Source organism: Falsiroseomonas algicola, assembly GCF_011040385.1.
Classification (GTDB): Bacteria; Pseudomonadota; Alphaproteobacteria; order Acetobacterales; family Acetobacteraceae; genus Falsiroseomonas; species Falsiroseomonas algicola.
Genome location: NZ_JAAIKB010000002.1, coordinates 409,576 through 422,534 on the forward strand (window position 1 = coordinate 409,576; position 12,959 = coordinate 422,534).

Sequence of the window (12,959 nt, forward strand, 5' to 3'; positions counted from 1 at the left end):
GGCCCTCTTCCCACCACGGAAGGCCGGATGAGCCAGGCGAGCGAACTCGAGAAGGTGAAGGCCCGCATCCGCGCGCTGGCCGCCAAGACCACCGACCGCGGCTGTTCGGAGGCCGAGGCCATGGCCGCCGCCCAGAAAGTCGGCCAGCTGCTCGAGGTCTATGGCCTCAGCATGTCGGAGGTCGAACTGCGGCAGGAGGTCTGCATCCAGCGCGAGATCGTCATGGAAGGCCCGCGCCTGCAGGCCGTCGGCGCCATCTTCCTCGCCATCATCCGCCTGACCGAGACCAAGGGCTGGACCGCCGGCCGCGGCACCTTCGTGCTGTTCGGGCTGGAGCCCGACGTGCTGATGGGCGAATACCTCCTCCACCTCGTCGCCGGGGCCGTGGACCGGGAGGAAGCCGATTTCCGCGCCAGCGAGGCCTATCGCCGCAGCCGCCTGCAACCTCAGGCGCGGCTCCGCAGCTTTCGCTACGGATTCGCGGAGCGCATTTCCGAGCGGCTGGAGCAGATCGCCCGCCACCGCCGGGAAACCGCCACCGCCGCCCGCGCCACGCCCGCCGCCGGCACCGCCCTGGTGGTGGCAAAGGAGAAGCAGGTCCAGGCCGCCTTCAAGGAACTTGGCATCCGCCTCGTCTCCCGCAGCACGACGCGCCGCGTGCGGGACGGCAACGCCTTCCGCCACGGGCAGGAAGCCGGCGGCCGCGTCGGCCTGGATCGTCCCGTCGGCGCGGGCACCAGCCCGCGGAGCCTGCGCGACAAGCCGTGAGCCGCGACCAGCCCCGTGCCCGCCGCGTCTATGCGTGGGAGGACCGGGTCGTCGCGCCGCTCGACCGTTCCCGCGTGCCCTTCGCGCAGATGCAGGCGCTGGTGGACTATGTCTGGGCCGAAGCCGGTCTCCGCTGGCCGCCCAGGGTCCGCCGCAAGCGGCCTTCCACGCGCGTCATCGCCACTGGCAGCCGCCTGGCGATCGAGGCGCCGCCCGAACTGCCGAGCTGGGTGCTGCTGCATGAGGTCGCCCATGCCATGACGGCCGACCATGACGGGGCAGGGGACGGCCACGGCTCCGCCTTCATGGGCATCTATGTCGACCTGCTGGTCCGCCATGCGCGGCTGGACCGCGACCATCTGGCGGCCACCCTGGCGGCTGCCGGCATCCTCTGGGACCCGGCCGCGAAGCCACGGTTCCTGGATCCTAGCTCCCCAGCTTGAGCGTCACGATCCCCGCCGCGATCAGCGCGATGCCGCCGATCCGCGCCGCCGTCGCGGCCTCCCCCAGCACCAGCACGCCGAAGATCGCCGTCCCGATCGCGCCGATGCCCGTCCAGACCGCGTAGGCCGTGCCGACCGGAAGCGTCTTCAGCGCCACGCCCAGCAGCCCGATGCTCAGCGCCATGGCACCGAGGGTCAGCACGGTTGGCACCAGGCGGGAGAACCCCTCGGTGAACTTCAACCCGACGGCCCAGCCCACTTCGAGCAGCCCAGCCAGCCCCAGCCACACCCACGCCATGCCCCGCTTCCTTTCCGGCCGATCGGCCCTTTAGGGTTTCGCTGCACCGCAGCGCACAGGAGTCGCCCCCTTGGACCGCTTCTTCGAAATGACCGCCCGCGGCACCACGCCGCGCACGGAGATCCTGGCCGGGATCGCGACCTACCTGACCATGGTCTACATCGTCGTGGTCAATCCCTCGATCATGGCCGCCGCCGGCATCGATCCCGGCGCGGCCTTTGTCGCCACCTGCCTGGCGGCCGCCATCGGCAGCGCGCTGATGGGGTTGCTGGCCAACTTCCCGATCGCGCTTGCCCCCGGCATGGGGCTCAACGCCTATTTCGCCTTCGCGGTCGTCGGCGGGATGGGGATTTCCTGGCAGGTGGCGCTGGGCGCCGTCTTCCTCTCGGGCTTCCTGTTTTTCCTGGTCTCCGTGCTCAAGATCCGGGAATGGCTGGTGAACGGCATCCCGCTCTCCCTCAAGCTCGGCATCGCGGCGGGGATCGGCTTCTTCCTTGGCCTGATCGGGCTGCGCGGCATGGGGGTGGTGGTGGCCAATCCGGCCACGCTGGTCGGCCTCGGGCCGCTCTCCGCCACCAGCACGCTGATCGCCTGCGCGGGATTCTTGCTGATCGCGGGCCTGGCCGCGCGCAACGTGCCGGGCGCCATCGTGCTCGGCATCATCGGCACGGCCGCCATCGGCCTGCCCTTCGGCCTGACCGAGTTCAAGGGCATCGTTTCCGCACCGCCCTCGCTCGCCCCCACCTTCCTGCAGATGGACATCGCCGGCGCCATCGGCGTCGGCCTGGTGGGGATCGTCTTCACTTTCTTCCTGGTAGACCTGCTGGACAATACGGGCACGCTGATCGCCACCACCCACCGGTCCGGGCTGATGAACAAGGATGGCACGGTGCCGCGACTCGGCCGCGCGCTGATGGCCGATAGCGGCGGCGCCATGATGGGCGCGGCACTCGGCACCTCCACCACCGTCAGCTACATCGAAAGCGCGGCCGGCATCCAGGCGGGCGGCCGCACGGGGCTTACGGCGCTGACGGTCGCGGGCCTGTTCCTGCTGACGCTGTTCCTGGCGCCGCTGGCCACCTCCATCCCGGGCTTCGCCACCGCGCCGGCGCTGGTCTTCGTGGCCTGCCTGATGGCCAAGGGGCTGCAGGATCTGGCCTGGGACGACACCACCGAATACCTGCCCGCCATCCTGACGGCGCTCGCCATGCCCTTCACCTTCAGCATCGCGACCGGCATCGGCCTCGGCTTCATCACCTATGCGCTGGTGAAGACCCTGGCCGGCAGGGCAGGGGAGGTGCATGGCGCGGTCTGGCTGCTCGCCGCGCTATCCGCCATCAAGTTCGCCGTGATGTGACGGCGCGGATCAGACGATCCGGATCACCTGGTCCAGGTCGGCCAGCAGATCGTCGCGGGAGACGCCCTGCAGCGTGATGCTGTCCCCGTTGGAGAAGGCGATCACGGCATTCCCGTGGACCTCGGTGACGAGGGGAGCCACGTCCGCGGGGTCGTTGATTCCGGAGGCGTTGATGCCGCCCTTGATCTCAAGGACGTCGCGATCAAGGTCGAAGTCGGTGATGATGTCGTCACCGAAGTTGCTGTCGTAATAGAAGGTGTCTTCCTTGGCGGCGAAGCCGGCGCCGTCGCCCGTTAAGACGTCGTTGCCCGACCCGCCGGCCAGGAAATCCTCCCCCTGGCCGCCCAGGATGGTGTCCCGGCCCGCTTCGCCGAACAGCGCGTCATCCTCGCTGCCGCCCTGGATCAGGTCGTTGCCCGACCCGCCATAGATGGTGTCCCGGCCGGCATCGCCGAAAGCCTGGTCGTTGCCCGAACCCGCATAGACCAGGTCGTGGCCAGACCCGGCATGGACGCTGTCATTGCCGCCGCCCGAGCTGACGGTATCGGCGCCACCCGCGGCCTCGATGTAGTCCCGGCGGGACCCTGCCCAGGTCGTGTCGATGGTATCGTCGCAGGCCGAGCCGTGGATGGAGGCGAAGCCGGTCATGTCATCGCTCCTTAAGGAAACCCGTCGGGATTGGTCGCGTTTGTCGAGGTTTGTCCTATAATTTGGATGACACGAACGTCAACAGCTTTCTGAAGTGTGAATCATCGCGGCCGCCCACGGGCCGACTGAGTGTCGTGCTCTGAGACGGGCCCAGGCCTCGATCAGTCAGGACTGGCGCCCGGGAAAAAAGGCTCACTTTCGCAACGGGATAGGGAGAGCGGAGGCGCGAGAAGCGGGAGGCGCCAATTCCAATCGCGACCGCTGAATGCCTTATAAATCGCAACTGATATTAATTTTTGTCCTGAAGAGACGCGGCCTCGATCTCGCGCTGCAACCGACCTGTCACCAGCAGCCAAGCCATCCGGAAGTCGCTCGCCAGGGACCAGAGCGGATGCCCGAAGGTCGCGGGCCGGTTGCGCTCCACCAGCCAATGGGACAGCCAGGCACAACCATACCCGACCAGGACGGCAAGCAGCGCCAGCCAGGGGCGCGCCGTGACGATGGCAAGGCCGAGCAGCCCCAGCCCCGTGAAGGTCCCCACCGCATGCCAGGCGCGCGTCGCGGGCCGCGCATGCTGGCGCAGGTAATGCGGCCAGAACTCGGCATAGGTCTCGATGCGCGGCGTCTCCATGCCCGCAACCCTAGCCGAGCGCTCCGTCCTTCCGCCACCTCGCGCCGCTTTGCGCTTCACGCGGCGCGGCCGCTGCTGTCACCCTGCGCGCGATGCACCTCCCCGCCGCCCTTCTGCCGCTCCGCCACCCCGCCTTCCGGCTGCTCTGGCTGGCCAATCTCTGCAGCAACACGGGCATGTGGATGCAGAACACCGGCGCGGGGTGGATGATGACCTCCCTCGCACCCTCACCGCTGATGGTCAGCATGGTGCAGGTCGCCAGCCTGCTGCCCGTCTTCCTGCTGGCCCTGCCGGCCGGGGCGCTCGCCGATATCGTGGACCGCCGCCACTACCTGATCGCCGCCCAGGCCTGGATCGCCGCGGCCGGCACCATCCTGGCGCTGCTGGCCTGGCAGGGCATGCTGGGCCCCTGGGGCCTGGTCGCGCTGACCTTCGCCATCGGCGCCGGCACGGCCATGAACTCCCCCGCCTGGTCCGCCACCACGCCGGAGGTCGTGCCCCGCGCGGACCTCGCCAGCGCCATCGTCCTGAATGGCATCGGCTTCAACATCACCCGTGCCATCGGCCCGGCCATCGGCGGCTTCACCGTGGCCTCCGCAGGGCCGGAGGCGACCTTCGCCCTCAACGCCCTCTCCTTCATGGTGGTCATCGTCGCGCTCCTGTTCTGGAAGCGGGAGGCACCGCGCGCCGGCCTGCCCAAGGAGCATTTTCTCTCCGCCATCCGCGCCGGCATCGGCTTCACCCGCAACAGCCCGGTGCTGCGGGCGACGATCCTTCGCGGCTTCATGTTTTTCCTCTTCGCCGCGGCGGTCTGGGGCCTGTTGCCGCTGCTGGTCCGCCAGCAACTCGGCCTCGGCCCCGAATGGCTCGGGCTGATGCTGGCGGCCATGGGGGTTGGCGCGGTCGGGGCGGGCTTCGTCCTGCCCTCCCTCCGGTCGCGCCTCGACCGCAACGGCACCGTCACCGGCGCGGCTATCCTGGCGGGCCTCGCCCTCGTGCTGCTCGGCCAGGCGCATCACTGGTCCGTCGGCCTGCTCGCCATGTTCCTTTACGGCATCGCCTGGATCACCGGCGCCTCCACCCTCCAGGCCTCCGCCCAGCTCTCAGTGCCCGGTTGGGTCCGCGCCCGCGCCATCGGCATCTACCAGTTCGCCACCTTCGGCGGCCTGACCTTCGGCTCCGCCCTCAGCGGCTGGGGGGGCGAGGTGCTCGGCATCGGCTGGGCGCTCGCCGTCTCCGGCGCCCTCTGCGCCGCGAGCGGCATCGCCGTACGCCGCTTCTCCATCGAGCCGCCCGCCGCCCCGGCGGTCGACGCCAGGCCCGCCCCCGCCATCCCCGCGCCGGAACCCGCCGCCCCCGCCTTGGCCGCGCTGCTGAACGACGACAGCGGCCGGGTGCTGGAGGTGGTGCGCTACCAGATCGACCCCGCCGACCGCGCCGCCTTCCTGGCCATCATGGCCGAATGCCGCCAGGTCCGGCTGCGCAGCGGCGCGCTGGGCTGGCGGCTGTTCGAGGACGTGGCCCATCCCGAACGCTGGGTTGAGTTCTGGCTCGTCGAAAGCTGGACCGAACACCTGCGCGAAGCTGGCCGCATGACGGAATCGGACCTCGCCATCCTCGCCGCCGCCGCAGCCCTGCATCGCGGCGCCGCGCCGCCGGAGGCCGCGCGCTACCTGAACGTGCCGCCCGGCGCTCCATCATGACCACACGCAACGACAAGACATGCAACGACCTGGGCTGATCCACGTTGGGCCCGCTGGAACAACCGTGGAGACAATCCCATGCCGAAATCCACCGCCAAGGTCGCCAACCGCAACGACCTGAAGGACAACGCGAAGCAGACCTCGATCGGCGTGCTCTCCGCCTGCCTGACGGACAGCATCGACCTCTACAACACCACCCGCCACGCCCATTGGAACGTGAAGGGCCCGCACTTCCACGCGCTGCACATCATGTTCGAGGAATTCTACGGCACGCTGGAGAAGGACATCGACGAGGTCGCGGAGCGGCTCGTCCAGCTCGGCGGCACCGCCATGGGCACCTCCCAGTCCGTCGCCAGCGGCACGCGCCTGCCGCCCTATCCCGCCGACATCAAGGCCGGCATGGACCACCTGAATGCGCTGCTGGATCGCTACAGCGCCGTCGCCAAGGCCGTGCGCGAAGGCATCGATGAGACGGACGAGGCCGGCGACGCCGATACCGCCGATCTCTTGACCGCGGTGTCCCGCAACATCGACAAGGCCGTATGGATGATGGAAGCCACCGCCACGCCGACCGGCGAGCGCTGAGCCTGATCCGGGGCGCCTGATGTCGCCGCTGCGCGTCGGGCTGCTCCTGTTCCTGCTCTTCTGGCTGCTGCCGCTCGGCATTTCCGGGCTGCTGCACCTGCGCAACGGCATCGGCGACGGGTGGTGGGCGGCGGACCGGTCGAGCGCCGGCCTGCTGCCGCCGCCCGACCCCGATGCCGCAGTGGTGCGCGTGCTGGCCGCGCCCACCGTGCGGTGGCGTGGCATCTTCGCCAGCCATTGCTGGATCGTCATCAAGCCGCGCGGTGCCCGCACCTACACGCGCTACGACTACACCGCCTGGGGCGACCCGATCCGCGTCAACGGCTTCGAACCTGATGGCCGCTGGTTCGGTCGCCTGCCGGAAGTCGTCTTCGCCGCGGATGGTCCGGCGGCGGAGGCGCTGATCCCCCGCATGCAGGCCGCCATCCAGGCCTATCCCCACCAGGCCCGCGGCGACTACCGCGCCTGGCCCGGCCCCAACTCCAACACCTTCGTCGCCGCCATCATGGATGCGGTGCCGGAGGTCCGCGCCACCCTGCCGCCCACTGCCATCGGCAAGGACTACCCGCATGATGGCCGCTGGCTGTCGCTGACCGGCACCGGCTTCCGCGCCACCCTTGGCGGCTATCTCGGCCTCACCATCGGCCTGGTCGAGGGCATCGAGATCAACATCCTCGGCGCCGTCGCCGGCATCGACTTTCTCCAGCCCGCCCTGAAGCTCCCCGGCCTCGGCCGCCTGGGTACCGGCATGCCTGTTGCGCCCGTGGTGGAGCGGTAGTCACCTCGCTTGCGCCTCTCCCTCCTTCGCGCTTCCGGGGGCTCGTGGCACTGCCGCGAGGCCGAAGGCTGGATGGGGTGGGGGCCCGCCGCGACACCGAAGTTGACTGGATCACCGCCCCAGGTGGCACCGCGCCCGATGTCCCGCCTCTCGCTCGCGCTCCCCCGGCTCCTCCACCCCGCAGGGCGCGAAGGCGGAAACGCAGCGCGGCGCGAAGCTGCAACCCGGCGGCAGTCGTGCCAGGTCCGGCGGGCTGCCGGCCAGCTCCACCAGCGGTGCTTCCGCATAGCCACCCCGTACAACGCAGCCCAGCAGCGCCCGCGTGTAGGGATGCTCCGGCGCCAGCAGCACCTGCTCCGCGCTGCCACGCTCCACGATGCGGCCGGCATACATCACCGCGACCTCATCGGCGATTTCCGCGGCGACGCCCAGGTCATGCGTCACGAAGACCACCGCCGTGCCCAGCTGCTTCTGCAGGTCCCGCAGCAGCAGCAGCACCTGGATCTGCACCGTCGCATCAAGCGCGGTGGTCGGTTCATCCGCCAGCAGCAGGGGCGGCTCGCAGGCCAGCGCGATGGCGATCATCGCGCGCTGCCGAAGCCCGCCCGACAATTCGGACGGATAGGCCCGCAGCCGCTGTGCCGCGGCGGGGATCTGCACCAGGTCGAACAGCGCCCGCGCCCGCGCCATCCCCTCCGCCCATGTCGCCCCGCGATGCCGCACCAGCACCTCCGCGATCTGGTCGCCCACGCGGAACACCGGGTCCAGCGCCGTCATCGGCTCCTGGAAGACGAAGCCCACCTGGCTGCCGCGCAGGTCGAGCTGCCGCCGCGCATCCATCGCCAGCACATCCTGCCCCAGCACGCGCACGCGGCCCGAAACCCGCGCCCCCTCCCGCGCCGTCAGTCCCACCACGCTGCGCAGCGTGACGGATTTGCCCGAGCCCGACTCCCCGAGCAGCGCCAGCACGCGCCCCTTCGCCAGCGTCAGGTCGACGCCGCGCACCACCGGCACGAAGCCGCGCGCCGAGCGATACGCCACCTCCAGCCCGCTGACCTCCAGCGCCACGCTCATGCCGCGACCCCGGCCTTGCTGTGTCCGCTGCGCGGCACCGCCATCCAGCACGCCACGCGATGCCCTGGCGCCACCGCGCCCAGCGGTGGCGTGCCGGTGGCGCAGAGCGCCTCCGCGAAGCCGCAGCGCGTCCGGAAGCGGCAGCCAGAGGGCGGGTCCACCGGGTCCGGCGGATCGCCCAGGATCGGCGGCGCCGCGATCCGCCGGCGCGGATCGACCGAGGGCTTGGAGGCGAAGAGCGCGCGCGTATAGGGGTGCAGCGGCTGCGCGAAGATGGTCGCGGCCGGCGCCTGCTCCACCACCTGGCCGAGATACATCACCGCCACCTCATCCGCGACGTAGCGCACCACGGATAGGTCATGGCTGATGAAGACATAGGTAAGGTCGAGCTGCACCCGCAGCCGCACCAGCAGGTTCAGCACCTGCGCCTCTACCGACTTGTCCAAGGCGGAGACCGGCTCATCCAGCAGCAGCACCCGCGGCCGCAGCGCCAGCGCGCGCGCGATGTTCACGCGCTGCCGCTGCCCGCCGGACAGCGCCAGCGGAGAGCGGTCCGCGAAGCGGTCGGGCGGCAGCCCCACCGCCTCCAGTAGCTCCAGCGCATAGGCCCGCGCCACGGCGGGCTTTACGCCATGGGCCTCCGGCCCGAAGGCGATGCTCTCGGCGGCGGTCATGCGCGGGTTCAGCGAGGAATGGCTGTCCTGGAACACCATCTGCACCGCGCGCCGCGCCTCCGGCCCGATCCGCGCGCCGCGGGCCCAGAAGACCTCCCCATCCAGCACCACCTCGCCGGCATCGGCGGCCTCGATCCCCGCCACCAGCTTGGCCGCGGTCGATTTCCCGCAGCCGCTCTCGCCCACGATGCCGAGCGTGGCTCCCTTCGCCACGCTGAAGTCGAGCCCATCGACCGCGCGGATCACCCGTCGCGAATCCAGCTTGAACCAGCGCCGCAGGCCCGTGACCGTCAGCATCGGCTGCGCCGGTCCGCCGCGATCGGGCAGGGAGGGGAGGGGCGCCATCATCGCCGCAGCTCCATGGCGCGACGGATGCCGTCGCTCACGATGTTCACCGCCATGGAGCAGAGGAAGATCGCCGCCCCCGGCAGCGCCGCCACCCAGGGATTCACATACAGCGCCTGCCGCAGGGCGGAGAGCATGAGCCCCCAATCCGCCTGGGGCGGGGAGACGCCGAGCCCGAGGAAGCTGAGCCCCGAGGCCGCGATGATGGAGACGCTCACCTGGCTGGCCGCAAACACCAGCACCGGTCCCGCGACATTGTTCAGCACGTGGCGGCGCAGGATCATCCAGGTCGGCGCGCCGGACAGCCGCGCGGCCACGACATAGTCATTCGCCCGCACCTGCGTCGTCACGCTTTCCGCCACACGCGCGATGGGGGCGACGAAGACCAGCGTCAGCGCCACCATCCCGTTCAGCATCCCTGGCCCCAGCGCGCCGGCGATGGCGACCGCCAGCAGGATGGAGGGATAGGCGTAGAACACGTCCATCACGCGCATGATGGCCATGTTCACCGCGCCGCCCGCATAGCCCGCGAGCACGCCGAGGAAGCCGCCGATCACCAGCGCCACCGCCACCGGCACGATCGCCATGGCCAGCGAGACGCGCCCGCCATGGATCAGGCGCGAGAGCATGTCACGCCCCAGCTCGTCACCACCCAGCGGCCGCCCCGGCGTGCCGATGGCGGCGAGCCGTCGCGCCACGCTGGTCTGGAAGGGATCGGCCGGCGCGATCCAGTCGGCGCCGATGGCAGCCAGGATCACTACGAGCAGCACCAGCGCCGCCGCCACCGCGAGCGGCTGGCGCAGGAAGCGCCGCGCGACGCCGCCCCAATACCCCGTGCCCTGCGCCTTGGCCGGCACCGCGGCGGTCGCGCTCATGCCCGCCGTATCCGCGGATCGGCCCAGCTTTGCAGCAGATCCACCGCCAGGTTGAGCACCACGAAGAACAGCGACAGCACCAGCATCGTGCCCTGCAGCACCGGCAGGTCCCGCTGGAAGATCGCATTGGCGAGGAGAAAACCCGTGCCCGGCCAGGCGAAGACCGTCTCCACCAGCACCGAGCCCCCCAGCATGTTGCCGAGTTGCAGCCCCGTTACCGCCAGCGTCGTCGGCAGCGCGTTGCGCAGCACATGCCAGAGCCGCCGCCCTGGCAGCAGCCCCTTGGCATGCAGCGTCGTGACGAAATCCTGGTCCAGCGCCTCGATGACGGAAGCGCGCATCGTTCGTGCGATCACCGCCATGGGGATCAGCGCGGTCGCGATGGCGGGCAGGATGAGGTGCTGCAGATGCGCCCAGTCCGGCCGCCAGCCATCGCTGCTGTCCGGCCCCATGCCGAGCGGCGGCAGCCACGGATTCTCCACGGCGAAGACGATCACCAGCAGGATCGCGACCCAGTAATGCGGCAGGCTGACGCCGGCGAGGGTGAAGAGGCTGGTCAGGTGATCGCCGATCCGGTCCCGCGCCAGCCCCGCCACCAGGCCCAGCGCCACGCCCAGCACGCAGGCAAGCAGCCCCGCCGCCACCGCGAGGATGAAGGTGTTCCCGACCGCCATCGACAATTCGGATGCGACGGTGCGCCCCGACCGGATGGAGGTTCCCAGTTCTCCCTGCGCCGCGCGCCACAGCCAGATGCCGTATTGCACCGGCAGGGGCTTGTCCAAGCCGTATTCGCGCCGCGCCTCCGCGACCATCTCGGCGCTCGCGTCATCCGGCAGGATGGCGCTGATCGGATCCCCCGGCGCGATATGCACCAGCAGGAAGACGATCAGCGTCACCCCGACGGCGATGGGCGCCACATAGGCCAGCCGCCGCAGCAGGTATCGCAGCACGCGCGGCCCTCAGCGCAGGAAGAGCGGCGAGAAATCCACGTACCAGGACTTCGCATGCACATGCCCCTGCACACGACGGGACAGGGCACGCGGGCCGACATCATGCACCACCCAGATGAAATAGGCCTGGTCCACGAAGCGCGTGTGGATCTGCGCCAGCAGCGCGGCCTGGCGCTGCGGATCGAACTCGCCCTTCACCCGCTCAGCCAGCCCTTCCAGCACCTCGTCCCGGATGTTGCCCCAGTTGGTGCCATTGGGCGGCAGCTCGTTCGGCCCGAAGAAACGCAGCAGCCCGTTATAGGGGTCCATCGAGTTCCAGGAATTGTTGAGCGCATGGACGCCGCGATTGCTCGCCCCCTGCGCGCCATCCCGCCGCCGCCCGCGCAGCGCCTCCCACTCGAAGACCTGCAATTCGAGGTCGATTCCGACCTGGCGGAGATTCTCCTGCACATACTCGTTCATCAGCAGCGGATACATCTGCCCCGACCCGCTGGCAGAGATGATGAACTTCAGCGGTAGCCGACGGTTCGGCCCATACCCCGCCGCCGCCAGCAGCCGTCGTGCCTCCGCCTGGTCGAAGCGCGGGCGGAAGCTCGGCGTGCCGAACCAGGGATGATCCGGCGTGAGGTTGCCAATGGACGGCACCGCCAACCCGTTCAGCACCTGCACCAGCCCGTCGCGGTCGATCGCCAGATTCACCGCCTGCCGCACCCGGATGTCGTGGAAGGGGCTGTCCGGCAGCACGCTCACCGTATAGGGCCACATATGCGGGATGGCGTTGGTGGAGATGGTGAACCCTGCCTGCCGCAGCCGCGGCACGCTGTCCGGGGAGGGGCTTTCCGCCCATTCCACCCTGTTCGACAGCAGCGCCGCCGTGCGTGCGGAAACCTCCGGGATCGGCAGCAGCACCAGCCGGTCCAGCCGCGGCCGCCGTGCCGCGTCCCAGTACTCCCGGTTCGGCACCAGCTCCATCCGCTGCCGCGGGACCAGCGCATCCATCCGCCACGGCCCGGTGCCCGAGGGATTCCGCCGATACGCGTTCCAGTCCCGCCCCACCGCCTCCCAATGCGCCGGCGAGACGACGAAGAGCCGCGTCATCTGGAAGGGCAGCTGGCTGTCGATCCCGTTGGTCTCGATCTCGATGGTGTATTCGTCGATCTTCGACCACGCCTTCACCGCGGGGATGAAGGCCTGCAGCTGCCGCCGGGCGGAGACGTCATAGGCGGGATGGTTGCTGTTCAGTGCCCGCTCGAAGGTGAAGATGACGGCATCCGCATTCATCACGGACCCGTCGTGGAAGCGCACCCCCTGCCGCAGCTTGAAGATCCAGCGCGTGGGGTCGTCCGGCCGCGGCGCCCATTCGGTGGCGAGGCCTGCCCGCAGCTCCGCCGGCCGCTCCGCCTGTGTCAGGTCCCAGTTCGTCAGCCCGTCATAGAGCGTGATGCCGCTGAAGCGCACGCCTTCCGTCCCCTGGTCGGGCGCGCCATCGGTCAGCGGGATATCCGCCAGCGTCATCGCCACGCGCAGCGTGCCCTGGGCAACAACGGGCGATGCGAGGCCCATCAGCGCGGGCAGCAGCAGCGCGGTGGCGAAGCGGCGCAGCTTGGTGGAGCAGGTCATGCAGCCTCCTGACGCTCGATCTCCATGAAGGCTCTGCAATCCGCGGGCCACAGCGCGCAGCCGCTTCAAGCGTGCCGCGATGCGGCGGGGCTGGTGCCCGCGCTGCCTGCGCCATCGGCAGAATCCCGCGATGCAGGCAGCATCCCGCTTCGGCATCACCGCGATGCCGCCGCCACGCCGCGTTTGACGGTGCTTCCGCGCGATGCTGCG

The 12,959-nt window shown here is 70.1% G+C and carries 14 protein-coding genes; 6 read left to right on the forward strand and 8 right to left on the reverse strand.

The genetic code is table 11. The features are described from left to right. Positions 1 to 27 precede the first annotated feature (27 nt). Together G3576_RS07240 and G3576_RS07245 are read left to right on the forward strand one after the other, a co-directional pair. On the forward strand, positions 28 to 768 hold the full coding sequence (locus G3576_RS07240) for a DUF2786 domain-containing protein (RefSeq protein WP_164693672.1): 741 nt from the start codon (positions 28 to 30) through the stop codon (positions 766 to 768). Then, positions 765 to 1,211 (forward strand): hypothetical protein, encoded by a 447-nt coding sequence (locus G3576_RS07245; protein ID WP_164693673.1) that lies wholly within the window; start codon positions 765 to 767, stop codon positions 1,209 to 1,211. The genes G3576_RS07240 and G3576_RS07245 overlap by 4 nt, the downstream gene beginning before the upstream one ends. Here the strand turns inward: G3576_RS07245 and sugE are convergent. Next, positions 1,195 to 1,509, reverse strand: a complete 315-nt coding sequence (gene sugE / locus G3576_RS07250) for a quaternary ammonium compound efflux SMR transporter SugE (protein ID WP_164693674.1) — start codon at positions 1,507 to 1,509, stop codon at positions 1,195 to 1,197. The two genes, G3576_RS07245 and sugE, sit on opposite strands and share 17 nt — an antisense overlap. Before the next feature lie 70 nt (positions 1,510 to 1,579). Between sugE and G3576_RS07255 the strand changes: the two genes are divergently transcribed. Further along, on the forward strand, positions 1,580 to 2,866 hold the full coding sequence (locus tag G3576_RS07255) for an NCS2 family permease (RefSeq protein WP_235951562.1): 1,287 nt from the start codon (positions 1,580 to 1,582) through the stop codon (positions 2,864 to 2,866). A gap of 9 nt (positions 2,867 to 2,875) precedes the next feature. Here the strand turns inward: G3576_RS07255 and G3576_RS07260 are convergent, their stop codons facing one another. Both G3576_RS07260 and G3576_RS07265 read right to left on the reverse strand, forming a co-directional pair. Continuing rightward, positions 2,876 to 3,514, reverse strand: coding sequence for a calcium-binding protein (locus tag G3576_RS07260; protein ID WP_164693675.1), 639 nt, complete (start codon positions 3,512 to 3,514; stop codon positions 2,876 to 2,878). A 289-nt stretch (positions 3,515 to 3,803) separates the two neighbouring features. Beyond that, a complete protein-coding gene (locus tag G3576_RS07265) occupies positions 3,804 to 4,145 on the reverse strand; it encodes a DUF962 domain-containing protein (protein ID WP_164693676.1) in 342 nt (113 codons plus the stop codon). A 92-nt stretch (positions 4,146 to 4,237) separates the two neighbouring features. Here G3576_RS07265 and G3576_RS07270 point away from each other — a divergent pair, with 92 nt between their 5' ends. The 3 genes from G3576_RS07270 (at position 4,238) to G3576_RS07280 (ending at position 7,211) form a co-directional block, all read left to right on the forward strand. Further along, complete coding sequence (locus G3576_RS07270) at positions 4,238 to 5,848, forward strand: MFS transporter (protein ID WP_164693677.1); 1,611 nt, start codon at positions 4,238 to 4,240, stop codon at positions 5,846 to 5,848. 78 nt (positions 5,849 to 5,926) lie between these two features. Next, on the forward strand, positions 5,927 to 6,433 hold the full coding sequence (gene dps, locus G3576_RS07275) for a DNA starvation/stationary phase protection protein Dps (protein WP_164693678.1): 507 nt from the start codon (positions 5,927 to 5,929) through the stop codon (positions 6,431 to 6,433). Between the two features lie 19 nt (positions 6,434 to 6,452). Beyond that, positions 6,453 to 7,211 (forward strand): DUF3750 domain-containing protein, encoded by a 759-nt coding sequence (locus G3576_RS07280; protein WP_235951564.1) that lies wholly within the window; start codon positions 6,453 to 6,455, stop codon positions 7,209 to 7,211. A 111-nt stretch (positions 7,212 to 7,322) separates the two neighbouring features. On the opposite strand, the gene G3576_RS07285 is transcribed toward G3576_RS07280, so the two are convergent. Genes G3576_RS07285 through G3576_RS07305 form a run of 5 tightly spaced genes read right to left on the reverse strand, consistent with a single transcriptional unit; the run spans position 7,323 to position 12,749 of the window. After that, complete coding sequence (locus G3576_RS07285) at positions 7,323 to 8,285, reverse strand: ABC transporter ATP-binding protein (RefSeq protein ID WP_164693679.1); 963 nt, start codon at positions 8,283 to 8,285, stop codon at positions 7,323 to 7,325. Beyond that, on the reverse strand, positions 8,282 to 9,307 hold the full coding sequence (locus tag G3576_RS07290; protein WP_164693680.1) for an ABC transporter ATP-binding protein: 1,026 nt from the start codon (positions 9,305 to 9,307) through the stop codon (positions 8,282 to 8,284). Before G3576_RS07290 ends, G3576_RS07285 begins: the two co-directional genes overlap by 4 nt. Next, the gene (locus G3576_RS07295; RefSeq protein ID WP_164693681.1) at positions 9,304 to 10,179 is read right to left on the reverse strand and encodes an ABC transporter permease; all 876 of its coding nucleotides are present in this window, start codon (positions 10,177 to 10,179) and stop codon (positions 9,304 to 9,306) included. Before G3576_RS07295 ends, G3576_RS07290 begins: the two co-directional genes overlap by 4 nt. Next, positions 10,176 to 11,129, reverse strand: a complete 954-nt coding sequence (locus G3576_RS07300; protein ID WP_164693682.1) for an ABC transporter permease — start codon at positions 11,127 to 11,129, stop codon at positions 10,176 to 10,178. Before G3576_RS07300 ends, G3576_RS07295 begins: the two co-directional genes overlap by 4 nt. A gap of 9 nt (positions 11,130 to 11,138) precedes the next feature. Then, a complete protein-coding gene (locus G3576_RS07305; RefSeq protein WP_207622700.1) occupies positions 11,139 to 12,749 on the reverse strand; it encodes an ABC transporter substrate-binding protein in 1,611 nt (536 codons plus the stop codon). Between the last annotated feature and the right edge of the window lie 210 nt (positions 12,750 to 12,959).

What these genes read in the sequence shown, in the direction of transcription:
- G3576_RS07240 (WP_164693672.1), top strand. Translation starts at nt 28, where the DNA reads ATGAGCCAGGCGAGCGAACTCGAGAAGGTGAAGGCCCGCATCCGCGCG.
- sugE (WP_164693674.1), bottom strand. Translation starts at nt 1,509, where the DNA reads ATGGCGTGGGTGTGGCTGGGGCTGGCTGGGCTGCTCGAAGTGGGCTGG.
- G3576_RS07260 (WP_164693675.1), bottom strand. Translation starts at nt 3,514, where the DNA reads ATGACCGGCTTCGCCTCCATCCACGGCTCGGCCTGCGACGATACCATC.
- G3576_RS07265 (WP_164693676.1), bottom strand. Translation starts at nt 4,145, where the DNA reads ATGGAGACGCCGCGCATCGAGACCTATGCCGAGTTCTGGCCGCATTAC.
- G3576_RS07270 (WP_164693677.1), top strand. Translation starts at nt 4,238, where the DNA reads ATGCACCTCCCCGCCGCCCTTCTGCCGCTCCGCCACCCCGCCTTCCGG.
- dps (WP_164693678.1), top strand. Translation starts at nt 5,927, where the DNA reads ATGCCGAAATCCACCGCCAAGGTCGCCAACCGCAACGACCTGAAGGAC.
- G3576_RS07280 (WP_235951564.1), top strand. Translation starts at nt 6,453, where the DNA reads ATGTCGCCGCTGCGCGTCGGGCTGCTCCTGTTCCTGCTCTTCTGGCTG.
- G3576_RS07285 (WP_164693679.1), bottom strand. Translation starts at nt 8,285, where the DNA reads ATGAGCGTGGCGCTGGAGGTCAGCGGGCTGGAGGTGGCGTATCGCTCG.
- G3576_RS07290 (WP_164693680.1), bottom strand. Translation starts at nt 9,307, where the DNA reads ATGATGGCGCCCCTCCCCTCCCTGCCCGATCGCGGCGGACCGGCGCAG.
- G3576_RS07295 (WP_164693681.1), bottom strand. Translation starts at nt 10,179, where the DNA reads ATGAGCGCGACCGCCGCGGTGCCGGCCAAGGCGCAGGGCACGGGGTAT.
- G3576_RS07305 (WP_207622700.1), bottom strand. Translation starts at nt 12,749, where the DNA reads ATGACCTGCTCCACCAAGCTGCGCCGCTTCGCCACCGCGCTGCTGCTG.